Origin of the sequence: Streptomyces noursei (assembly GCF_016917755.1) — a bacterium.
Taxonomy (GTDB): Bacteria; Actinomycetota; Actinomycetes; order Streptomycetales; family Streptomycetaceae; genus Streptomyces; species Streptomyces yunnanensis.
In genome coordinates this window covers 5,153,176-5,175,823 of sequence record NZ_CP070326.1, presented here as the reverse complement: position 1 = coordinate 5,175,823, position 22,648 = coordinate 5,153,176, and the positions used below count along the sequence as shown (strand labels likewise).

Genomic DNA, 22,648 nt, shown 5'->3' with positions numbered 1-22,648 from the left:
CAGCCAGCGCCGAAGCACCAGGCCAGAACCACCACGATCCCCCAGACCAGAGTCCATCAGACGCCTCCCCGCTTTCGCGGCGCGGGACCATACCATGGAAATCCGGCTTCGCCGAGCCGCCTAAATAACCGGCGCCAACAAGTTTTCCAGGATGCTTGAGTAACCCCTTGCCATGGCCGGTCTTTTCGAGTTACAGCTATCCGTCATGGCTACCCGACCAATTGAAATAGGCCCCGCCGGAATCCGAACCGCGCGCCATATCGAGCGCCTGCGCCTGGCCCGCGGCCTCTCCCAGCAGCAGCTCGCCGAGCGCTGCACCGCCCTCGGGCGCCCGCTGACCAACACCGCCCTCAGCCGCACTGAACGCGGCCGACGTCGCTGCGACGTAGACGACCTCGTCGTCATCGCCACCGTCCTCGGTGTGCCGCCAGCTGCCTTGCTGCCCTCGTGGACAGCCCACGGCGTCGTCTCTCCCTCCGCAGCCCGGACCCTCAACCGCATACAGGGGGCCCTCCTTGGCTGACGTGTACGACCGATGGCACAAGACCTTCCCCAAGGAAGGCGACGACGAGTGCCCGGAGCACAAGGGCAAGGTCCCCACGGCCGACCACGGCAAGGGCAAGCGCTGGCAGCTGCGCTACCGCGACCCGCTCGGCAAGCAGCGGAAGGAGAACTACGACCGCAAGGTCGACGCCGAGGCGGCTGCGGCAGCCGTCGACAACGACCTGCGCCAGGGCAAGTACGTCGACCCCACGGAGGCGAAGAAGACGCTCAAGGCGTACGCACGCGAGTGGCTCGGCGACGCGACCGCCGGTATCGGCACGGTGGACGCGTACACGGGCATCGTCCGCAACCACATCGAGCCGCACCTGGGCCACCTGGAGCTGCGCGCCCTCAACCGCCCTTCGCTCGTCCAGAGTTGGGTGAAGAAGCTCCAGGGTGCGGGCCTTGAGGCGTCCACCATCGGCCTGGTCAACTCCGTGCTCTCTGCCATGCTGGACGCGGCTGTTGAGGACGGGCTGTTGCCCAAGAACCCGTGCAAGTCCAGCTCGGTCAAGCTACCCAGCAAGCCGAAGCGGAAGATCGTCCCGTGGAGCCTGGACCGCGTGCACGCGGTCAACGCCGCGCTGCCCCACCGCTTCCAGTGCGGCGGCAAGCTGGCGTTCGGCTGCGGCCTGCGCCAGGGCGAGGTCTTCGGCTTCGACGAGGACGCGCTCGACTTCGACCGCGGCGTGGTCCACATCAACCAGCAGATCAAGCTGGTCCGTTCGACGATGGTGTTCGCCCCGCCCAAGGGCAACCGGCTTCGCACCGTCCCCATGTCGGACCGGCTCGCTGCCGCGCTCAAGGCCCATATGAAGAAGTACCCGCCGGTGCTTGTGACCCTGCCATGGATCAAACCCGACGGTGAACCGCGCACGTACCGGCTGCTCTTCACCGACGAGCAGGGGCGCGCGTACCACCGCAGCGTCTTCAACCAGTACGTCTGGAAAGGCGCCCTCGCCGACGCCGGAGTCATCCCGCCGCGCGAGAAGGGCTCACCGCGCTACGCCGCCGCTCCCGACGACGGCATGCACGCCTACCGCCACGCCTATGCGTCCGTCCTCCTCGACGCCGGGGAGAGCATCAAGGCGCTGTCCGAGTACCTCGGCCACTCGGACGCCGGCTTCACGCTGCGCACGTACACGCATCTGATGCCGAACAGCGAGTCCCGTACGCGGCGGGCGATGGATGCGGCGTTCGCCCCAGCGGGCACAGACGCCCCAACCGAAGCGCCCGCGAACGCCGAGGGCACGTCAGCAGAGGCTCCCTCTTCCGGCGTGTGCCCTGCGTGTGCCCTGGCTGCCTGAACGCGGGTGTCAGGATGCGGCGTTGGCGGCCCGAAATTCTCACCGGGTTGACCGTTTCTGCAGGTCAAAGCCCAGATCCTGCCTTGCTCCCCTTACGAAGCCATGGGGAGGGCGGCGCCTTCACGCCACTTGAGGATCTTGTCGAAGCTGACCACCGCGCCGGCTCGGCCGGTGCGGTTGCGGTACTGGACGTGGTCGGTGAGCGCCTCGATCAGAAAGAGCCCCCGGCCGTCCTCGGCGTCGCCGGGGGCCTGCGCGGGGGCGGGGACGGAGACCGGCGGCAGGGCGCGGTCCGCGGCGGTATGCGGCGGGGCGGGACGGCGGAAGCCGGGGCCGGAGTCGGTGACCTCGATGCGACAGGTGTCGCCGTCGATGTAGGCGGTGACGCGGTAGTCGTCGGTGGCGTCGCCGCCGTGCTCGACGGCGTTGGCACAGGCTTCGGAGAGGGCGACCGAGAGGTCGTAACAGATGTCCGGGTCGACGCCGGCGGTCTCCATCGCCCCCAGCAACAGGCGCCGGGCGAGCGGCACACTCGCGGCCTCACGCCGCAGATGGAGGGACCACCAGATGCTCATCGCTCCTGCCTCCTGGCCGCGGCTCGACATACCGATACCTATTGCCGGGCCGCAAGGTCGGTAAGCATCTCCGGGACGTGATACCGCTCATTCGGCGGATGCGAAAAGTGAGCGCACAGGTGTAGGCGTGATACCGGGTATGCGCCTCCGCGCGCCCGGTGCGGGACTCCGAACGCCCCTGGCGGGCGCCCCCGTGAGCCCGTCGCGCCGTAGCCGGGTGAAACCCTGCCGTACGCGGCGAACAGGGGCAGTGGGATGATGGCGCCCGCCATGACTGCCCCCTCCGTCCCGACAGCGCGAGCAGCCGCCGATCTGCGGCTGCTCCGGGCCGCGGTGTTCACCGCGGTCTGCGTCACGCTGTCCGCGGCCGGACACATGGCCGCGTCGTGGGCGACGGTGCCGCTGTGGACGCTCGGTCTCGCCGCGGTCGCGGTGTTCGCGGTGGCGGCCCCACTGGCCGGCCGGGAGCGCTCGCTGCCCGGTATCGCGGCCGGACTGGCGGTCGGCCAACTCGCGCTGCACGCGCTCTTCGCCATGGGCCAGCACCCGATGCCGGTGCTGTCCGGGCGGCCGTCCGGCCTCTCCGACGAGGCGGCGGTGGCGCTGGCCCGGCACCTGACGTGCGGGCTGGACGGCGTCCGGCTCGACGGCGGCACGGCGCGGCGGCTGATCGGCCCCGGCGGGATGGACCTGGCCGGCAGTGCCGGGCTGACCGGAGGGACCGGCGGGCACGCGATGAGCGATGCCGGCGTCCCGATGATGTCGCACTGCCTGGCGCCGTCGATGCCCATGCTGCTCGGGCACCTGCTCGCCGCGCTGGGCCTGGGCTGGCTGCTGCGGCGCGGCGAGGCCGCCCTGTGGCGGCTGGTGCGGCTGTCCGCGCCGGCGGCGCACGAGGTCGCGGCGCGGGCGCTGGTCGGCGCGGTGCGCCGGTCGCTCGCGCTGGTCCGGGTGCTGCTCGCGGCCCTCGGCGCGGCGCAGGAGGAGGGGCGGCGCGCCCCTTCGGCGCAGGCGGACGAGCCCGGTCCGCAGGGTCCGGCGCTCCGGCACAGCGTCATACGACGCGGCCCGCCGGTGGCCGGCCGTCTCGGCCGCCTGGCCCTCGCGGTCTGACGCCACGCGCAGCACGCTCCCGGAGGTTCACCGGGGGACGGACGGCGGCGCGCGGCGGCAGCGTGCGCCGGGTTCGGGCCCGGCCACACCGTCACCCGCAGTCGTCCCGTCCTCTCCCCGTGGAGCGTTTCCCCATGGCCAATAAGTCCGGTATGTCAGAGATTTCGGGCGGAGTGTCATCCTCCGCCGTGCCCGTTGCGCCCGCCGCGCCGTCGGCGGGCGCGGCCCGTCGGCTGGTCCGCCGGCTCCCCGTCGCCGGCGGGATCGCCGCCGGCAGCGTGCTGCTGCTGGCCGGCCCGGCCTTCGCGCACGTCACCGTGCAGCCGGGCACCGCCCCCAAGGGCGGCTACGCCACCGTCAACATCAAGGTGCCCAACGAGCGCGACGACGCCTCGACCGTGAAGGTCGAGGTCTCCCTGCCGACCGACCACCCGCTGGCGTCCGTCATGCCGCAGCCGGTGCCCGGCTGGAAGGTGGACGTCACCAAGTCCAAGCTCGCCAAGCCCCTGGAGATGGAGGGCGAGAAGATCAACGAGGCGCCCTCGAAGATCACCTGGACCGCGGACGGCAAGGGCATCGAACCCGGCCAGTTCCAGCAGTTCCCGCTCTCCGTGGGCAAGCTGCCCAGCGACACCGACCAGCTGGTCTTCAAGGCCCTCCAGACGTACGACAACAAGGAAGTCGTGCGCTGGATCGAGCCGGCCAAGGAGGGCGGCCCGGAGCCGGAGAGCCCGGCGCCGGTGCTCAAGCTCGTCTCGGCCGACGCCCAGGGCACCGGCCAGGGCCCGGCCGACGGCAAGAACGGCGCCAAGGACGGCAGCACGGACGCCGCGGCGGCCACCAGCGACACCACCGCGCGGGTGCTGGCCGTCGGCGGGATCGTCGTCGGCATCGTCGGCGTCGCCGTCGGCGTGCTCGCCGGCCGTCGCCGCAACGCCTGATCCCCCCGCCGCCGGGCGCGGCCGGGCCGGCGCACCCCACGCACCGGTCCGGCACCCGTCGGCACGACCCTCCCGACGCACACCGCCCACGGGCGTCGGGCCACCAGAACACCCCGAACCCACCGGCCCCGAGCCATGGAAAGACCGGTACACATCCGTCATGCGTAGAAGAAAACTGCTGTTGTCCGCCCTGGGGGCGGCCACCGCCCTCGGCCTCACCCTGACCGCCTGCGGCAGCGGCGACGGCGACAAGGCCGTCGCCGAGGTCTCCGGCGGGACGGCGGCCAAGCCGATCGTCACCCTCGACAGCCCGTCGGAGAAGCCGGACCTCACCCTGACCGACACCGACGGCAAGCCCTACGACCTGCTGGAGAAGACCAAGGGCCACCCGACCCTGATCTACTTCGGCTACACCAACTGCCCGGACGTCTGCCCGACGACGATGGCCAACATCGCGGTGGCCGTGAAGCAGCTGCCGCAGGCCGAACGCGACGATCTGCGGGTGGTCTTCGTGACCTCCGACCCCGAGCGCGACACGCCGGCCCAGCTCAAGAAGTGGCTCGGCGGCATCAACAAGGACTTCATCGGGCTCACCGGCCCGTTCAACAAGATCCAGCAGGCCGCCCGGGGCGTGAACATCGGCATCGAGGCCCCGGTCAAGAAGAAGAACGGCGACGTGGTCTCCACCCACGGCGCCCAGGTCCTGCTGAGCTCCCCCAAGGACGACAAGATCCACTGGATGGGGATGCAGGAGGCCACCTCCGACAACTACACCGCCGCACTTCCGAAGATCATCAAGGGACAGAACCCGTGAACCGCCGCACCACCGCCCTCGCCCCCGTCAGCCGCCGAATAGCCCTCGGCGCCGCGCTCGCCCTCACCGCCGGCCTCGCCCTCACGGGCTGCGGCGGCGCGGACGGCAAGCCCCAGCTCTCGGTCAGCGGCGCCTACATGCCGCAGCCGATCACGGCGCAGATGGCCGGCGCCTACTTCGTGGTCAAGAACACCGGCTCCACGGCCGACAAGCTGACCTCGGTCACCAGCGACCTGTCCAAGGACATCACCCTCCACAAGACCACCGGCAACAAGATGGAGCAGGTCGACTCCCTGCCGGTGCCCGCCAACGGGGAGCTCACGCTCAGCGCCGGCGGCAACCACGTGATGTTCATGGGCCTGACCCACAAGCCCACCGCGGGCCAGAAGGTCACCGTCGAACTGCACTTCGCCACCGCCGACCCGGTCAAGGTCGAGGTCCCGGTGAAGCCCGCCGACTACCGGCCGGGGAAGTGACGGCCGCGGCAGCACCGACGAGATAACGCGACGGGCCCCCGAGCGGGCCCGGTGAAGGAACGGACACCTCATGCCAACGGGAAGGGGAGCGAGCATCATGGCCCTCACCGGCATCCGGCCACGACGGCTGCTGGTCGTCCTGGCGGTGCTGTGCGGCGTGTTGGCCGCGGGCATCGCACCGGCCGCCGCCCACGCCGCACTGACCGGCAGCGATCCCGCGCCGGGCTCGGTGGTGGCACACGCCCCCGAGCAGGTCGCGCTCACCTTCTCCGAGGGCGTGGCGATGGGCGACGACTCGCTGCGCGTCCTGGACCCGCAGGGCAGGCGGGTGGACCGCGGCAAGCTGCGCGACCTGTGCAGCGGCAGCGTCGTCAAATACGGGGCGGGGCTGCCGCCGGGGCTCGCCAATGGGACGTACACCGTCGCCTGGCAGGCCATCTCGGCGGACAGCCACCCGGTGTCCGGTGCCTTCACCTTCTCCATCGGGGCGCCGTCCAGGACCGCCGCCGCCGTCCCGCAACAGCAGGTCGGCGGCGGGCTGGTGGGCGCCCTCTACGAGATCGCCCGCTACCTCGCCTACGCCGGGTTCGTGCTGCTGGCCGGCGGCGCGGCGTTCGTGCTGGCGTGCCGGCCGGCCGGCGCCCGGGTGCGGTCGGTGCAGCGGCTGGTGGTCCACGGCTGGGCGCTGCTGACCGGCGCCACGCTGGCGATGCTGCTGCTGCGCACCCCGTACACCGGCTCCGGGAAGCTCGCCGACGTCTTCGACCTCGGCGGGCTCCAGCAGGTGGTGCTGTCCAAGCCGGGGGCCGCGCTGCTCGCCCGTCTGCTGCTGCTCGCCGCGGCGGCGCTGTTCGTGGCGGTGCTCTTCGGGGCGTACGCCCGGGCCCACCGGCCGGACGGCGACGGGCCGGAGGAGGACGGACCGGAGGGGGACGGACCGGACGGCGACGACACGACGGGCGCGGTCAAGCGACGCAGGGACCTCACGCTCGGCCTCGCCGTCGGCGGGGCGGCGGTCGCCGCCGGGCTCGCCACCACCTGGGCGATCGCCGAGCACGCCTCGACCGGGTTGCAGCCCGCCGTCGCCATGCCCGTCGACGTCCTGCACCTGCTCGCGGTCGCCGCCTGGCTCGGCGGGCTGGCGGCCCTGCTGGTGTCCCTCTACGGGGGCCCGCCGATCGAACGGACCGCCGTCCGCCGCTTCTCCCGGATCGCCTTCGGCTCCGTCCTGGTGCTGATCGCCACCGGCACCTACCAGTCCTGGCGCCAGGTCGGCTCCTGGCGCGCGCTGACCGACACCTCCTACGGGCAGCTGCTGCTGGTCAAGGTGGGCCTGGTCGTGGTCATGGTGGCCGTCGCGGGGCTGTCCCGGCGGTGGACGAACCGGCTGGCGGGCACCGCCGGCACCTCCACCGCCGGCACCTCCACCGCCAGCGCCACCGCCGTGGCCGTCCCCGCGGCCGTCCCCGCCACCGGAGCGGACGCCGAGGCCGAGGCCGACGCGACCCGCCCCGGCGCCCCGACCGCCCCCGCCGACCCGGACCGGGCCGCCCAACTCGCCCGCCAGCAGGCCGCGTTGGCCACTGCCCGCAAGAAGCGGGCCCGGGACGCCGACCCGGTGCGACGGGGCCTGCGGCAGTCCGTGCTGACCGAGGCCGCGATCGCGGTGGTGCTGCTCGCGGTCACCACCGCCCTGACCACCACCGAACCGGCCCGCACCGAGGAGGCCGTGAAGGCCGCCACGGCCGGCCGGTCCCCCGACGCCAACCAGCCGCGGGTGCTGACCGTCCCGTTCGACACCGGTGGCCCGGGCGGCAGGGGCAGCGCCCGGATCGACCTCGACCCCGGGCACAGCGGCGGCGGCAACGAGCTGCGGCTGCGGATCTCCGACCCCTCGGGCAAGGCCCGGGACGTCCCCGAGGTGAAGGTCTCCTTCACACTCGACGCCAAGAAGCTGGGGCCGCTCCCGGTCGCGCTGCACCACAGCGGGACCGGCCACTGGACCGCGAGCGACGTCCAGCTCCCCGTCCCGGGGCAGTGGCAGCTCTCACTGCTCGTGCGGACCTCCGACATCGACCAGGTGACCGAGACCAGGAACGTGACAATCAACTGATGAGCAAGCAGCAGGACATCACGGACGCGGCGACGGACGGGCTCCCCGCCGCGGGCGCCACCCTGGAACTCTCCCGCCGCCGCCTCCTGGGGACCGTCGGCGCGGCCGGCGCGGCCGGGCTGGTCGTCGGCGGGGCCGGCGGCGCGCTCGGCGCCTCGGCCGCGCAGGCCGACGCCCCGCAGGCGCTGAGCGCGATCGGGACGACCGAGGTCCCGTTCCGGGCGGCGGGCGCCAAGCACCAGGCGGGCATCACCACGCCGTTGCAGGCCAGCGGCCACCTCGTCGCCTTCGACCTGGCGCCCGGCGCGGGCCGCAAGGAGGCCGCCGCGCTGCTGCGCCGCTGGTCGCGGACGGCCGAGGAGCTGATGGCCGGGCGCGCCCCGGACGCCGACACCGGCGTGGCACTGGACGCCGGCCCGTCCTCGCTGACCGTCACCTTCGGCCTGGGCCGCAGCTTCTTCGACCGGACCGGCCTGACCGCGCGCCGCCCGGTCCAGCTCGACCCGCTGCCCACCTTCTCCGCCGACGCCCTCGACCCCCAGCGCAGCGAAGGCGACCTGTGGGTCCAGATCGGCGCCGACGACGCGCTGGTCGCCTTCCACGCGCTGCGCACGCTCCAGAAGGAGACGGCGGGGGCCGCCCGGCTGCGCTGGCAGATGAACGGCTTCAACCGCACCCCGGGCGCCACCGCGCACCCGATGACCGCCCGCAACCTGATGGGCCAGGTCGACGGCACCAACAACCCCAAGCCGTCCGACCCGGACTTCGACCGGCGGATCTTCGTCGGCGCGAACACCGCGCAGGAGTGGATGCGCGGCGGCTCGTACGCGGTGGTGCGCCGGATCCGGATGCTGCTGGACGACTGGGAGAAGCGTTCCCGCACCCAGCAGGAGCGGGTGATAGGACGGCGCAAGGACAACGGCGCCCCGCTGACCGGCGGCACCGAGACCACCCCGATGAACCTGGACGCCACCGGCCCCGACGGGCTCCCGGTGATCCCCGCCAACGCGCACGCCCGGATCGCCGCCCCCGAGGCCAACCAGGGCGCGGCGATGCTGCGCCGCCCGTTCTCCTACCACGACGGCTTCCGCGAGGACGGCGCCCCGGACGCCGGCCTGCTCTTCGTCTGCTGGCAGGCCGACCCGCTGCGCGCCTTCACCCAGATCCAGCGGAAGCTGGACCGCGGCGACGCGCTCTCGCCGTTCCTGCGGCACGAGGCCAGCGGCCTGTACGCGGTGCCACCGGCCCCGTCGTCCGGCGACTACGTGGCCCAGCCGCTGCTGGAGGGCTGACCCGGCCCGGGGCGGGGGACCACTCCTCGGAACGCGTCCGCCCGCCCCCGGGCCGCTCGGTATCGTGGCAGAGGCAGGGCGGAAGACGGCGGGACACTCCCGCAGGCGCGCGAGGGAGTCCACAGCATGTCGGCCAGTCGCTACACCTATCTCGGTCCCGCGGGCACCTTCACCGAGGCCGCGCTGCGCACCCTCCCCGAGGCGGCGACCCGGGAGCTGGTGCCGATGGTGTCGGTGCCGGCCGCGCTGGACGCGGTGCGGGCCGGCGAGGCCGCGGCGGCGCTGGTGCCGATCGAGAACTCCGTCGAGGGCGGGGTGACCACCACCCTCGACGAGCTGGCCTCCGGCGAACCGCTGATGATCTACCGCGAGGTGCTGCTGCCGATCACCTTCGCGCTCCTGGTGCGCCCGGGCACGGAGCTGACCGACGTGAAGACGGTGACCGGGCACCCGGTCGCCCAGCCCCAGGTCCGCAAGTGGCTGGCCGCCCAACTCCCGGACGCGGTCTGGGAGTCGGCGGCCTCCAACGCCGACGGTGCGCGGCTGGTCCAGGAGGGCCGCTACGACGGCGCCTTCGCCGGTGAGTTCGCGGCGACGACGTACGGCCTCGCCCCGCTGGTCACCGACATCCACGACGCGCAGAACGCCGCCACCCGCTTCGTCCTGGTCGGCCGCCCGGCCCGGCCCGCGGCTCCCACCGGCGCGGACAAGACCTCGGTGGTGCTGTGGCTGGCCGCCGACCACCCCGGTGCGCTGCTGGAGTTGCTCCAGGAGTACGCGGTCCGCGGGGTCAACATGATGCGGATCGAGTCCCGGCCGACGGGCGAGGGCATCGGCCGCTACTGCTTCTCGGTGGACTGCGAGGGCCATGTCACCGATCGCCGGGTGGGCGAGGTGCTGATGGGCCTCAAGCGGGTCTGCCGCGATGTGCGGTTCCTCGGCTCGTATCCGCGGGCGGACGAGGTGAGCGCGAACGTGCGGCCGCAGGTGACCGACGCGGCGTTCACCGACGCCTCGGACTGGCTGGCCCGCTGCCTGGACGGGCGGGGCTGAGCACACCACCGCCCGCTCTCCTCGGGTTACAGGCTGTGACCTGCGCCTTCGGCAGGGCCGGAGGGGCCGGTCCACGGCGCCATCCGACTGCCGCTCCGGTTGTCCACAAAGTTATCCACAGGCTCGCTTCTCGACCTGTGGGTAAGTCGACATGCGAGTCGGACAGAGTCGACATATCCCTCTAGCGACCCCACACCCGTCCACAGCCCCGCACAGGGGATCACCTCGGACCTCGTCAGCACAATTCCAGCAATCAATCCTTTAGAGCGAGGTAATCCCACACGAAAGAGTGCGTGAACACGGTTTGGGCCGAGAATCCATAGGTGGCCATTTCGGGCACAGAATGATCAATTCCGGCTTCCACAGATCTCACACACAGCCTGTGGATAAGAATCCCCAAGCCCCTCCCCCTGTGGACAACCCGGGGGACAACCTGGGTACGACCCCGTGGGCGCACCCCGGGCCGCCGAGAATCCACCGCCACGAATGCCCCCTTTCACACCTTGGGCGAGGAAATCCGCAGGGCCTCACTATGCGTCACGACGGCCACCTGGAAAGAGTTCCGGCGGGTCGGAAAACGCGATTCCCCGCAATGGAATAAATAACCCCAAAACGGGCAAATGGGTGCGGCCGTGAATATCACGTCGAGTGCCGGCTGCCGGCCCCGGTAGCCTGGTGGGGTGATTGACCTTCGCCTGCTTCGTGAGGACCCCGACCGTGTGCGCGCCTCCCAGCGCGCCCGTGGAGAGGACGTCGCGCTCGTCGACGCACTCCTCTCCGCCGACGAGCGGCGCAGGTCGTCCGGCGTCCGCTTCGACGAGCTGCGCTCCGAGCAGAAGGCGCTCGGCAAGCTCATCCCCAAGGCCGGCGGCGACGAGAAGGCCGAGCTGCTGAAGAAGGCCGGCGAGCTGGCCGCCGCCGTCAAGGCCGCCGGCGCCGCGCAGGACGAGGCCAACGACGAGACCCAGGCACTGCTGCTCAAGCTCGGCAACCTCGTCCACCCCGACGTCCCCGTGGGCGGCGAGGAGGACTTCACGGTCCTGGAGACGCACGGCACCGTCCGCGACTTCGCCGCCGAGGGCTTCGCGCCCAAGGACCACCTGGAGATCGGCGAGCTGCTCGGCGCCATCGACGTCGAGCGCGGCGCCAAGGTCTCCGGCTCGCGCTTCTACTACCTCACCGGCATCGGCGCCCTGCTGGAGCTCGCGCTGGTCAACGCCGCGATCGCGCAGGCCACCGAGGCCGGCTTCACGCCGATGCTGACCCCCGCCCTGGTGCGCCCGCGCGCCATGGAGGGCACCGGCTTCCTCGGCCAGGCCGCCGAGAACGTCTACCACCTGGAGCGCGACGACTTCTATCTGGTCGGCACCTCCGAGGTCCCGCTCGCCGCGTACCACATGGACGAGATCGTCGACGCCGAGCAACTGCCGCTGCGCTACGCCGGGTTCTCGCCGTGCTTCCGCCGCGAGGCCGGCACCTACGGCAAGGACACCCGGGGCATCTTCCGGGTCCACCAGTTCGACAAGGTGGAGATGTTCTCCTACGTCGCGCCGGAGGACGCCGAGGCCGAGCACCGGCGGCTGCTGGACTGGGAGAAGCAGTGGCTGACCAGCCTGGAGCTGCCGTTCCAGGTGATCGACGTCGCCACCGGTGACCTGGGCGCCTCCGCCTCCCGCAAGTTCGACTGCGAGGCGTGGATCCCGACCCAGGGCAAGTACCGCGAGCTGACCTCGGCGTCCAACTGCAACGAGTTCCAGGCGCGCCGGCTCTCGGTCCGGATGCGCGAGACCGTCGACGGCAAGCCGAAGGTCAAGCCGCTGGCGACGCTGAACGGCACGCTCTGCGCCGTCCCGCGCACCATCGTGGCGATCTTCGAGAACCACCAGCGGCCGGACGGCTCGGTCCACGTCCCCCAGGCGCTCCGTCCGTACCTGGGCGGCCGTGAGGTGCTGGAGCCCGTCGCCAAGTGATTTCCTCTGCCCCGGCGGGTTCGCCGCTGCCGTACAAGCTCATCGCGACGGACCTCGACGGGACGCTGCTGCGTCACGACGAGTCCGTCTCCGAGCGCACCCGCCGGGCGCTCGCCGCGGCCACCGCGGCGGGCGCGGCGCACATCGTCGTCACCGGCCGGGCGGTGCCCTGGACCCGGCACATCCTGGACGCCCTCGATTACCAGGGCCTGGCGGTGTGCGGGCAGGGCGCGCAGGTCTACCACGCCGGCGAGCGGCGGCTGTTGACGTCGGTGACGCTCGACCGCCAGCTGGCCGGCCTCGCGCTGTCCAAGATCGAGGCCGAGGTCGGTCCGCTCCACCTGGCGGCGAGCCGGGACGGCCTGGCCGGCGAGGTGCTGGTCGGCCCGGGCTACCAGGTCCAGGAGGGCCCGCTGCCCAACGTCCCGATCCACGACCCGGGCGAGCTGTGGTCCGCCCCGCTCAACAAGGTCTACATACAGCACCCGACGCTGGACGACGACGCGCTGGCGCGGGCCGCCCGCCAGGTCGCCGGGGACCTGATCGGCGTCATGGTCGCCGGGCCCCGCATCGTCGAACTGCTGCCGCTGGGCCTGACCAAGGCCACCGGGCTGTCGCTGGCCGCCCGCCGGCTGGGCATCACCGCCAAGGAGACCCTGGCGTTCGGCGACATGCCCAACGACGTCCCGATGTTCGCCTGGGCCGCGCACAGCGTGGCGATGGCCAACGCCCACGACGAGCTCAAGGCCGTCGCCGACGAGATCACCGCCTCCAACGAGGACGACGGCGTCGCGGTGGTGCTGGAGCGGCTCTACTCCTGAGGACCCCCGGGCGGCGGCCCCGGATCGTCGGCGCCGTCGGTGCGGGGAGCGGTGTCCGCCTCCCACTCCTCGACGCGCGCCGCCGGGGTCAGCGGCCAGCACGCGAACCCCATCGACAGCGCTATGGCGTGCCCGAAGTCCGTGAAGGTCGCGCCGGTCACCAGCGGCACCCCGAAGAAGACCAGCACGCCGACGAGGTAGCCGTAGCGCCAGGGCGGCGGCAGCCGGTAGGTCAGCACCCCGGCCGCGGCGGCCAGTCCGTAGGAGACGCCGATGTCCACGACGTGGGTCATCGAGCGCGGCAGCCGGTGGCCCTCGATGGCGAGCAGCACCAGTTCCTGGCTGGCCAGGGTGGCCGCGACGTGCGCCGCGCCGACCGTCAGCAGCCAGCGCCAACTCCCCATCCACCGCTCGACGTTGGCGTGCACCAGCTCGAACATCACCGCGTAGAGCAGGAACGACCCCGGCTTCTCGATCCAGAAACCGCTGATCAGCAGCGAGGTCAGCGGATGCTCGTTCAGCTCGTGGATGTTGCTGCTGTTGCGGTGCAGCAGGAACTGCTCCAGCCCCTCGGAGGCCGAGGCGATCACCAGGCTGGTGATGCCGATGATCAGCAGCCAGATGTGGGTGCCGGGCGTGGACCGGACCCAGTCCCACACCCAGCTCCTCGCCCGGCCGGCCAGGGCCCGGGGCGACGGTGGTTTCATCGGCGGCTCCTCGGAGCGGCGGGGGAGAACGCGAGATACGGGCCCGGCCCCTTGAGGTGCCGGATGCGGGGCGAACTCTCCATCGTCCGCACGCCCGGCAGCGCCGCGACCCGGGTCGTCAGATAGGTGTAGAGCGCGCTGGTGTCCCGGCACAGGACGGACGCGAAGAGGTTGTTCGGTCCGGTGGTGGCGCCGGCGAAGGCGACCTCCGGGTGGGTGGCCAACGCCTCGCCGGTGGCGGCGAGTTCGGCGGGTTCGACGGACAGCCACAGCGCCACCATCACCCCGTACCCGAACAGCCGCAGATCGTAGTCGACGTCGTAATACAGCACGCCGTCCGCGCGCAGCGCCGCCAGCCGGCGGCGGACGGTGGTGGGCGACCAGCCGGTGACCGCGGCGAGCTCGTCGAGCGGGGCCCGGCCGTCCCGGCCGAGCGCCTCGAACAGCCGCCGGTCGGCGTCGGAGAGCACCACCGGCTCGGCTCGGCGCCGGGGCGGGGGCGGGCTCAGCCGGGCGGCCTCCTCGGCGGTCAGCGCACCGGACTTGCTGATCATGCTCTGCGGGCCGCCGTAGAACTCGTGCAGCAGGCAGTGCGCGGCCACCCCGACCACGCTCGGGGTGCGCGGCAGCTTCTGGAGCAGCAGCGCGTCGCTGTGCTCACTGCTCGCCGAGCGGCAGACCGCGGCGATCTCGGTGCCGCCGGACATCAGACTGACCCAGGAGGTGTCCGGGCGGCGGGCCAGCGCCTCGGCGACCGGCAGCGCGGCGTCCGGCGCGCACTGCACCCGCACCAGCCACTCCACCTCGCCCAGCGCCCGCGGCTCAGCCAGCCCCAGCACCCGGAACGCGCCGGAGCCGCGGTGCCGGGTGTAGCGCCGGGCCACCGTCTGGTCGGAGACGCCGAGGACCGCGCCGATCCGGCTGAAGGGGGCCCGGCCGTCGGTCTGCAGGGCGTGGATCAGCCGCCGGTCGAGCTCGTCGAAGGGCGCGGGCCGGCCCGCGGTTCCGTCGGTTTTCACCGCCTGAGGCTAACCCGTGTCGGAATGCGCCGCCGGGAGCGCCGTGGCTGGGGAACGGGCGGCGTCGCACCGAGAGTGGTCATCGGCCGGGCGCCCTGCCCGGAACCCACACCGGAGTACCACCCGACGGAGGACTTGATCATGCGGTACGCACCGGGCAACGCTCCCGGCGGGGACGGCGGCCGTAGCGCCACAGGCAGCAGGAGGCGCGGCGAGCGCCGCTCCGGCGGAGCCGGCGCTCGCGCCGGGAAGTGGTGGCCCCTGATCGCCATCACGCTCGGCAACTTCATGCTGCTCGTCGACGTCACGATCGTGAACACCGCGCTGCCCCGGATAGCCGACGGCCTCGGCGCCTCCTTCACCTCGCTCCAGTGGGTGATGGACGGCTATGCGCTGGCGCTGGCGGCGCTCCTGATGATGGCGGGCTCGGCGGCCGACCTCTATGGCCGGCGCCGCCTCTACGTCACCGGGCTGGCGGTCTTCGCGCTCGCCTCGCTGGCCTGCGGGCTGGCCCCCGGCGCGGAGCTGCTGGTCGCCGCCCGGGTCGGCCAGGGCATCGGCGCCGCGGCGATGTTCGCCACCAACACCCCGCTGCTGATGGCCGCCTACCAGGGCCGGGACCGTGGGGTGGCGTTCGGCGTCTGGGGCGGCACCAGCGGCGCGGCGGCGGCGATCGGCCCGGTCCTGGGCGGGATGCTCACCGAGTGGACCGACTGGCGGGCGATCTTCCTGGTCAACCTGCCGCTGACCGCCGTCGCGGTCTGGCTGACCCTGCGGTACGTGAGCGAGTCCTACGGCGACCTCGGCGCGCGGATCGACTGGCCGGGCGCGGCGTCCTTCACGGTGTGCGCGGGCGCGCTGACGTACGGGCTGATGCGCGGCGGCGAACACGGCTGGACCGAGACCGGGACGCTGGCCGCGCTGGCGGTCGCCGTCCTCGCCCTGCTGGTGTTCGCGGTCGCCGAGCGGCGCGCCGCGCACCCGCTGCTGGACCTGCGGCTGCTGCGCCGCCCGTCGTTCGCGGTGCTGATGGCGGCGGCGCTGCTGATGCAGGCGGCGGCCTTCCCCTACCTGACGTTCGTGGGCCTGTGGGCGCAGGACATCCTCGGCCTGAGCCCGATCGGGGCGGGTCTGGCGGTGACCCCGTTGGCGCTGACGTCGCTGCTGGTCGGTGCGCTGGGCGGCCGGGCGCTGCAGCGGCTGGCGCCGCAACTCCCCCTCGGAATCGGCCTGTTGCTGATCGGCGCGGGCGGCCTGCTGCACGTCGTACTGCTCGGCTCCGGCGCGAGCTGGCCCGCGCTGGTGCCGGGCCTGGCGGTGAGCGGACTCGGCGTCGGCGCGGCGATGCCGGTGCTGGTGTCGGCGGCACTCGGTGCGGCCCCGCCGCAGCGGGCCGGAATGGCGAGCGGGGCGGTGAACACCTTCCGACAGCTGGGGTTCGCGTTCGGGATCGCGGTCCTGGGGACGGTGTTCGGCACCGCGCTGCGGGACTCCGGGGCGCGCTCCGGCGGCCGGGACGCGCTCGCCGCCGGCTACCTCTCCGGGCTGCGGGACATCACCCTGATCTCCGGCCTGGTGGCGCTGGCCACCGGTCTGCTGGTGCTCGCGGTGGTCCGGCGCGCGCCGGGGGCGGACGGCGGACGGCCGGGAGCGGCGGACGGCGCGGACGCCGGGCCCGCCGACGCCCGGCCGCGGGCCCAGGCGCCGGCGGGGGCCTGACGCCGGCGGTACCCGCGGCCCCCGCGGACGGGGCCGTGCGGGCAGCATCGCAAGAGGGCGGGTCGGCACCCGGAACCGCACGGCCGTCCACGGTTCCGGGTTGCCGCCCTGGGGCCCTGGAACGATCGTCCCGGGGCGGCACACCCAAGTCAATCCTCGGGTTTCCTTGCAAACTCCTTAGCCACAACTTGGATTGGCGGGCGGCGGCACCGTAGCGTGACGGGGTGACTCTCGACGATCTGCGCGCCTTCGTGGCGGTCTGCGAGGCGGGCAGCCTCAGCGCCGTCGCCCGCGACCTCGGCTGCACCCAGTCCGCCGTCAGCCAACGCGTCAAGCGCCTCGAACGAGAGGCCGGCGTCGACCTGTTGGAGCGCCGGCCGCGCGGCGTGGCACCGACCGCCGCCGGCCGGATCCTGCACCGCGCCGCCGCCGACGGCCTGGGCGGACTGGACCTGGCCCTGCGCCGGTTGGCCGACCTGCGGCGGGGCGACGGCGGGACGGTCCGGGTCACCACCGGCGCCACCACCGTCCGGCACTTCATGTCCGACGCGGTGGTCGCCTTCCGGGACCGTCACCCGCACGTCAACCTGGAGTTCCACACCGAGAGTTCCAGCCGCCGCTGCTTCGAGGCGGTCGCGGACGGCGACTCCGAACTGGCCTGGATCACCATCGGCCCGCCCGTCCGGGGCATCGAACAGCACCCGGTGATCGGCCTGCCCTGGGTGCTCGCGGTCCGGGCGGGCGATCCGCTCGCCGCCCGCGACCGCATCGAACCGGACGAGCTGGCCGGCCTCCGCCTCATCCGGCTGCCGGAGAACTCCACGTCCCGTATGCGCCTCGACGGACACCTCGGCCACCGGGACGGCGCCCCGGCACCGGATCCCGCGGTGCCCGGCCCCAGCGCCACCAGCGTCGCCGACTGGGACACCGCGCTGCTCCTCGCCGAACTCGGCGTCGGCCCCGCCGTCGTCCCCCGCCTCCCCGGCCACCGGGCCACCGCCGACCACCCCGGCCTGCGGCTGGTGCCGGTCCCGGCGCTGCCGCCGCTGACGACCGGCTGGGCGGTGCGGCAGTGGGCCGCGCTCAGCCCCGCGGCCGTGGAGTTCGCCGAGACCGTGAACCGGCATCTGGTGGGCGGGACCTCGGCCGCCGCGACCGTGCGCCGGAACCCGGCCTCGGCGCTCGGCAGCGCCCTCCCCGGGCCCCGTCCTCAGGCCCGGACGACCGGTTTCTGAATCTCGGTGACCCACTTCCCCTTGTCATCCGGGCACTCCAGATACGGCTCGCGGGCATACCCGGCCGAGACACGGCCGTACCGGGCGAAGTCTCCGAGGGTGGACATGACGCCTTCCAGTGGAGTGGTTTCCACAGTGTCAAGGTCAAGGACGGCCGCAACCCCACGGGGGGCATAGCGGACGCAGTCACGGTCCGTTGCCCGCCCGGGACCGCTCCGCGACCGGAATGCGCCACTCGGCGACGTGCTCCGGCCAGCGGCGGCATCATCGCGTCAAGTCCGGTCCGCAAAACGTCAACGAAGCGTCATGGAGCGGAGGGACGCCCCCCGGGCCGGGCATAGCGTCTGTGCCGAGCCCCGGCGCACGCCTAGTCCATCGGTCCGGGGCCGCCGTCCCGTCGAGGAGCAACGCCGTGTCCCACCATCTCCACGCGGAAGACCCCGAGCCTGCTGATCGTGTCCCGGCCGGGCCTCTCTTCGTTCCCGTCCGGCCGGGACCCGCGGGCTGCACCGCCCGCCTGTTCCGCACCCCGCTCGGCGGCCGCACGGCCGTCGGCTTCACCTCACCGCAGCGGCTGGCCGAAGTTCTCGGCGGCGGCCAGCCCTGGGTGCGGCTCTCCGAGTCCGCGCTGCGCGCGCTGGCCGAGCCGGTCGGCGCGACCACCGTGACCGTCGATCCGCGCTTCACCCCCGAGGCTCCCCGTGAGCCCCGCCGCACCCCCGACGCCGCCCGTGACCCTCGGTTCGCGCCCGGCGTCGTGCGCACCACCCGTGACCCGCTGATCGGCCGCGACGCTCCCCGTGAGCCGCTTTTCACCCCCGACGTCCGCCGCGAACCACGGCTCGCCCCGGGAGTTCCCCGCGCCTCCCGCAGCAGCCACCTCCGCCCGGCCGTCTGAGGAAGGGGCACCCACCATGACCCACACCACGCTGCCCCGGACCACCCGGACCACGACGCCGCCCGCACCACGGACGACCGAGACCCGACCGTCCCCCGCGCCGTCGGCCGCGACCCCCGACCAGGGCCCGGACCCGCTCGACATCTGGCCCGCGTCCACCGTGCCGCTCCCCGACGAGGACCTCGCCGTCGGCGGCGTCCCGCTGACCGAACTCGCCGAGCGCTTCGGCACCCCCGCCTACGTCCTGGACGAGGACGAGGTGCGCCGCCGCTGCCGCACCTACCTCCGCGCCTTCCCCGACGCCGACGTCTACTACGCGGCCAAGGCGTTCCTGTGCCGCGCCATGGCGCACTGGGTCGCGGAGGAGGGCCTGGGCCTCGACGTCTGCTCCGCCGGCGAACTGGAACTCGCCGTCACCACCGGCTTCCCGCCCGAGCGGATCGTGCTGCACGGCAACGCCAAGAGCCCGGCCGACCTGCAGGCCGCGCTCCGGCTCGGCGTCGGCCGGATCGTCATCGACAGCACCTCCGAGATCGCCCGGATAGCCGCCGCGGTCCCGGCCGGCAGCCGGCAGAAGGTGCTGATCCGGGTCGTCCCGGGGATCGCCGCCGGCGGGCACGCCAAGATCCGCACCGGCACCGACGACCAGAAGTTCGGGCTGTCCCTAGCCGACGGTTCCGCGCAGCACGCCATCACCCGCGTACTGGGCCAGCCGCGCCTCGAACTCGTCGGCCTGCACTGCCACTTGGGCTCCCAGATCACCGCCGTCAAGCCCTACCTCTCGGCGGTGCGGCGGCTGGTCGGCCTGCTGGCCCGCGTCCACGAACAGCACGGGATCACCCTCCCCGAACTGGACCTGGGCGGCGGCCACGGCGTCGCCTACCGGCCGGGCGAGCCCGCCCTCGACATCACCGGACTCGCCGGCAAGATCCGCGCCGAACTGGCCGGCGGCTGCGCGGCGGCCGGCCTCCCGGTGCCACGGCTGGCCGTCGAGCCGGGCCGCGCCATCGCCGGCCCGTCCGGCGTCGTCCTCTACCGGGTGCTCTCCGTCAAGCGCACCGGCGTCCACACCTTCGTGGCGGTGGACGGCGGGATGAGCGACAACCCGCGGCCGGCGCTGTACGGGGTGCGCTACGCGCCCCGGCTGGTCGGGCGCCACTCGACCGTCGCGACCGAGCCGGTGACCGTCGTCGGCCGGCACTGCGAGGCCGGCGACATCCTCGCCTCCGACGTCCAACTGCCCGGCGACATCCGCCCCGGCGACCTCATCGCCGTGCCGGTGGCCGGCGCGTACCACCTGTCGATGGCCTCCGGCTACAACCTCGTCGGTCGCCCGCCGGTCGTCGCGGTCACCTCGGGCCACGCCCGGCTCCTGGTGCGCCGGGAATCCCTGGCCGACATCCAGGAACGCGACATCGGCCTGTGAGGGGCTGAGGGGGCGGGGGCTGGCCGGTTCGGGTTCGAGCCCCGGCCCCTGCCCCACCCGGGGGGGGGCGGCTGCCCGTTGCCCGTGGGTGGGGGCTGCCCGTTCCTGCCACTGGTCCGACGCCTCCCCTCCCGATGCCTCCCCTCCCGATGCCTCCGCGTCTCGCCGCAGGGCCCCACACGGTCCGGTGTGGGGCCGCACGCCGACCCATTTAGCTGCACCGTGAAACAAATGGTTGTAGGATGACTGGGCAACCGGGCAAACACGCGCGGGCGGAACCAACAGGAACGGGCACGGGACCACGGCGATGACGCTCAAGGCAGCAGGACGGCAATCCCTCGTCGACACGGTCGTCGAGGCCCTCCGCTCCCAGCTGGCCGCCGGTGAGTGGCAGGTCGGTACCCGCATCCCCACCGAGCACGCCCTCGCCGAACAGCTCCAGGTCGGCCGCAACACCGTCCGCGAGGCGGTACGCGTCCTCGTCCACGCCGGGATGCTGCGCTCGCGCCAGGGCGAGGGCACCTTCGTCGTCTCCACCGCGGACCCGGCCGAGATCATGCGCGGCGTCCAACGGGCCGGCATCCGGGACGTCCTGGAACTGCGCATCGCCCTGGAGGCGGAGGCCGCCCGGCTGGCCGCGCTCCGCCACGAGCCCGCCGACCTGGAACGCATGCGGGCGGCCCTGGACGCGCAGGTCGAGCTGGAGGACTCCGAGGGCCGGCCGCACTCCGGAAGCCTGGAGCTCTACGCCGACCACGACATCGCCTTCCACAAGGCCGTCGTCGAGGCCGCGCACAACACCGCGCTGACGGCGACCTACGGCTGGTTCAGCAGCTCCGTACGGGAGGCGCTGGTCACCGCCCTCGACGACCAGGCGATGCCGAAGGTCGTACACGGCGACCACCGCGCCGTCCTGGACGCGATCGCCCACGGTGACCCGGACGCCGCCGAACGCGCCACCCGCGCCCTCCTGGAGAAGCCCAAACGGGCCGTCGAGGCCCTCCTCGCCGGCGACTGACGCCCGAACCCGGCCTTCTCCGCCTTCTCCGCCTTCTCCGGCCCTCTCCTCCCCGCTTCCCCTCATCCCCTCCCCCGTACGAAGTGCACGATTGGCCAGGTACGCACGCATGTCAGGGACCGACTCGACCGCCCCGGTCGACCTCATCGACGCCGAGGAAGACCTCATCCCGGCCCCTCAGGTGGCCGCCGCCCGGCGCCGGCTGCGGACCCATCCCGCCCTCCTCCTCACCGGCATCGTGCTCGCCGCGGTGAACATGCGCGCGGCGCTCGCCGGAGTCTCGCCGCTGCTCAGCGAGATGGCGCAGCACTTCCATCTGGCCGCCACCGCCAGCAGCCTGGTGACCACCATCCCGCTCGTCTTCATGGGCCTGGGATCGGTCATCGCGCCGCGGGCGGCGCGCCGTTGGGGCACCGAGGCGGCGCTGTGCGGTGCGTTGGTCGCGCTGTGCGGCGGCATCGTGCTGCGGATCGCACCGCCGGTCGCCGCGCTGTTCGCCGGCTGCGCGGTGGTGGGCGCGTCCATAGCCCTGCTCAACGTGCTGATGCCGGGCCTGATCAAGCGGGACTTCCCGGAGCGGGCGGCCAGCATGACGGCGCTCTACTCGACCGCGATGATCCTGGGCGCGACCGTCTCGGCCGCCTCCGCCGTCCCCTTGGAGAACGCGCTCGGCAGTTGGCAGGGCTCCCTGGTCTCCTGGTCGCTGCTGGCCGCCGTCGCCGCCCTCGTCTGGCTCCCGCAGGTCGTGATCGCCCGCCGCGGCACGCACCACGGCGAGGCCGCGGCGACGCCCGCCCACACCACCGGGCGCGGCCCGAAGCTGACCCGCTCCCCGCTCGCCTGGCAGGTGACGCTCTTCATGGGCTCGCAGTCGCTGATCGCGTACGTGATCATCGCCTGGATGCCGACGATCTTCACCGACCACGGCATGGGCAAGAGCGAGGCGGGGCTGGTCTTCGCCTTCAGCACGCTGGTGCAGATGGTCGGTTCGTTCGTGGTGCCGATGCTTGCCGGTCGGATGCGGCGTCAGCGGCTGCTGGGCGTGGCGGTCTCCGCCCTGATGGCCTGCGGTGTCACGGGGTTGCTGATCGCGCCGGTGGCCGGTGCCTGGCTGTGGGCGGCGATCCTCGGCATCGGTCAGGGCGGCGCCCTCGGCCTGGCCCTGACGATGATGGTGCTGCGGTCCGGCGACGCACACACCGCGGCCCGGCTCTCCGGCATGGCCCAGACCGGCGGCTACCTCCTCGCCGCCGTCGGCCCGCTGGCCCTGGGCGCCGTCCACCAGGCCACCGCCGGCTGGAGCGTGCCACTCGTCCTGCTGCTCGCCGTCTGCGCCGGCCTCGCTCTCCTGGGCCTGGGCGCCGGCCGCGACCGCCGCATCGGGGAGACCCTGGTCGGCTGACGGCGGCTGCTGACGGGGCGGGCGATGGGCCCCGCGGTCGGACCTCGACAGTCGAAGCCCGGTGGTCGGGGTCCGGCGGTCGGGGTCCGGCGGTCGGGGTCCGGCGGTCGGGCCGCGGCGGTCTCGGCGGTCTCGGCGGCCGGACGGTCGGGGCCGCGGCCCGAGAGGCCGACTGCCGACCGCCGACCGCTAACCGCCGCCCGCTG

Annotated in this window: 21 protein-coding genes; 17 read left to right on the top strand and 4 right to left on the bottom strand. The window is 73.3% G+C overall.

The window, feature by feature from the left end; all coding sequences use genetic code 11:
* Positions 1-205 precede the first annotated feature (205 nt).
* A complete protein-coding gene (locus JNO44_RS22825) occupies positions 206-523 on the top strand; it encodes a helix-turn-helix domain-containing protein (protein WP_205365884.1) in 318 nt (105 codons plus the stop codon).
* Complete coding sequence (locus tag JNO44_RS22820) at positions 516-1,850, top strand: tyrosine-type recombinase/integrase (RefSeq protein WP_240167622.1); 1,335 nt, start codon at positions 516-518, stop codon at positions 1,848-1,850. The genes JNO44_RS22825 and JNO44_RS22820 overlap by 8 nt, the downstream gene beginning before the upstream one ends.
* A gap of 92 nt (positions 1,851-1,942) precedes the next feature.
* Here the strand turns inward: JNO44_RS22820 and JNO44_RS22815 are convergent, their stop codons facing one another.
* Entirely contained in the window at positions 1,943-2,425 is a 483-nt protein-coding gene (locus JNO44_RS22815; RefSeq protein WP_039634547.1) for an ATP-binding protein, read from the bottom strand.
* A 270-nt stretch (positions 2,426-2,695) separates the two neighbouring features.
* On the opposite strand from JNO44_RS22815, the gene JNO44_RS22810 reads away from it, so the two are divergent.
* From JNO44_RS22810 to JNO44_RS22770, 9 genes are all read left to right on the top strand, one after another.
* The gene (locus JNO44_RS22810; RefSeq protein ID WP_240167621.1) at positions 2,696-3,538 is read left to right on the top strand and encodes a hypothetical protein; all 843 of its coding nucleotides are present in this window, start codon (positions 2,696-2,698) and stop codon (positions 3,536-3,538) included.
* Between the two features lie 134 nt (positions 3,539-3,672).
* Complete coding sequence (locus tag JNO44_RS22805) at positions 3,673-4,479, top strand: YcnI family copper-binding membrane protein (protein ID WP_205365882.1); 807 nt, start codon at positions 3,673-3,675, stop codon at positions 4,477-4,479.
* A gap of 160 nt (positions 4,480-4,639) precedes the next feature.
* Complete coding sequence (locus JNO44_RS22800; RefSeq protein ID WP_205365881.1) at positions 4,640-5,293, top strand: SCO family protein; 654 nt, start codon at positions 4,640-4,642, stop codon at positions 5,291-5,293.
* The gene (locus JNO44_RS22795; RefSeq protein ID WP_205365880.1) at positions 5,290-5,769 is read left to right on the top strand and encodes a copper chaperone PCu(A)C; all 480 of its coding nucleotides are present in this window, start codon (positions 5,290-5,292) and stop codon (positions 5,767-5,769) included. Before JNO44_RS22800 ends, JNO44_RS22795 begins: the two co-directional genes overlap by 4 nt.
* Positions 5,770-5,866: 97 nt before the next feature.
* Positions 5,867-7,882 carry a copper resistance CopC/CopD family protein gene (locus JNO44_RS22790; RefSeq protein ID WP_205370265.1) on the top strand — a complete coding sequence of 672 codons (2,016 nt, stop codon included), beginning with the start codon at positions 5,867-5,869 and terminating at the stop codon, positions 7,880-7,882.
* Positions 7,882-9,174, top strand: a complete 1,293-nt coding sequence (gene efeB, locus JNO44_RS22785) for an iron uptake transporter deferrochelatase/peroxidase subunit (RefSeq protein ID WP_240167620.1) — start codon at positions 7,882-7,884, stop codon at positions 9,172-9,174. Before JNO44_RS22790 ends, efeB begins: the two co-directional genes overlap by 1 nt.
* Before the next feature lie 126 nt (positions 9,175-9,300).
* Entirely contained in the window at positions 9,301-10,227 is a 927-nt protein-coding gene (gene pheA / locus JNO44_RS22780; RefSeq protein WP_205365879.1) for a prephenate dehydratase, read from the top strand.
* Positions 10,228-10,907: 680 nt separating this feature from the next.
* Positions 10,908-12,197, top strand: coding sequence for a serine--tRNA ligase (gene serS, locus JNO44_RS22775; protein ID WP_205365878.1), 1,290 nt, complete (start codon positions 10,908-10,910; stop codon positions 12,195-12,197).
* Positions 12,194-13,018 carry an HAD family hydrolase gene (locus JNO44_RS22770; protein ID WP_205365877.1) on the top strand — a complete coding sequence of 275 codons (825 nt, stop codon included), beginning with the start codon at positions 12,194-12,196 and terminating at the stop codon, positions 13,016-13,018. The genes serS and JNO44_RS22770 overlap by 4 nt, the downstream gene beginning before the upstream one ends.
* Here JNO44_RS22770 and JNO44_RS22765 read toward each other — a convergent pair.
* Positions 13,009-13,725 carry a rhomboid-like protein gene (locus tag JNO44_RS22765; RefSeq protein ID WP_205365876.1) on the bottom strand — a complete coding sequence of 239 codons (717 nt, stop codon included), beginning with the start codon at positions 13,723-13,725 and terminating at the stop codon, positions 13,009-13,011. The two genes, JNO44_RS22770 and JNO44_RS22765, sit on opposite strands and share 10 nt — an antisense overlap.
* A complete protein-coding gene (locus tag JNO44_RS22760; RefSeq protein ID WP_205365875.1) occupies positions 13,722-14,744 on the bottom strand; it encodes an Lrp/AsnC family transcriptional regulator in 1,023 nt (340 codons plus the stop codon). Before JNO44_RS22760 ends, JNO44_RS22765 begins: the two co-directional genes overlap by 4 nt.
* A gap of 141 nt (positions 14,745-14,885) precedes the next feature.
* On the opposite strand from JNO44_RS22760, the gene JNO44_RS22755 reads away from it, so the two are divergent.
* Together JNO44_RS22755 and JNO44_RS22750 are read left to right on the top strand one after the other, a co-directional pair.
* Complete coding sequence (locus JNO44_RS22755) at positions 14,886-16,463, top strand: MFS transporter (protein WP_240167619.1); 1,578 nt, start codon at positions 14,886-14,888, stop codon at positions 16,461-16,463.
* A gap of 224 nt (positions 16,464-16,687) precedes the next feature.
* Positions 16,688-17,698, top strand: coding sequence for a LysR family transcriptional regulator (locus JNO44_RS22750; RefSeq protein WP_205365874.1), 1,011 nt, complete (start codon positions 16,688-16,690; stop codon positions 17,696-17,698).
* Here the strand turns inward: JNO44_RS22750 and JNO44_RS44495 are convergent.
* Positions 17,674-17,805, bottom strand: coding sequence for a hypothetical protein (locus JNO44_RS44495; RefSeq protein WP_275695764.1), 132 nt, complete (start codon positions 17,803-17,805; stop codon positions 17,674-17,676). The two genes, JNO44_RS22750 and JNO44_RS44495, sit on opposite strands and share 25 nt — an antisense overlap.
* Positions 17,806-18,110: 305 nt before the next feature.
* Between JNO44_RS44495 and JNO44_RS45180 the strand changes: the two genes are divergently transcribed.
* The 4 genes from JNO44_RS45180 (at position 18,111) to JNO44_RS22725 (ending at position 22,442) form a co-directional block, all read left to right on the top strand.
* Entirely contained in the window at positions 18,111-18,596 is a 486-nt protein-coding gene (locus JNO44_RS45180) for an SAV_915 family protein (RefSeq protein ID WP_205365873.1), read from the top strand.
* A 16-nt stretch (positions 18,597-18,612) separates the two neighbouring features.
* On the top strand, positions 18,613-20,022 hold the full coding sequence (gene lysA, locus JNO44_RS22735; RefSeq protein ID WP_240167618.1) for a diaminopimelate decarboxylase: 1,410 nt from the start codon (positions 18,613-18,615) through the stop codon (positions 20,020-20,022).
* Positions 20,023-20,329: 307 nt separating this feature from the next.
* Positions 20,330-21,040: a FadR/GntR family transcriptional regulator gene (locus tag JNO44_RS22730; RefSeq protein WP_205365872.1), complete on the top strand. Its 711-nt coding sequence runs from the start codon at positions 20,330-20,332 to the stop codon at positions 21,038-21,040.
* Between the two features lie 109 nt (positions 21,041-21,149).
* A complete protein-coding gene (locus JNO44_RS22725) occupies positions 21,150-22,442 on the top strand; it encodes a CynX/NimT family MFS transporter (RefSeq protein ID WP_205365871.1) in 1,293 nt (430 codons plus the stop codon).
* The last annotated feature ends 206 nt before the right edge of the window (positions 22,443-22,648 follow it).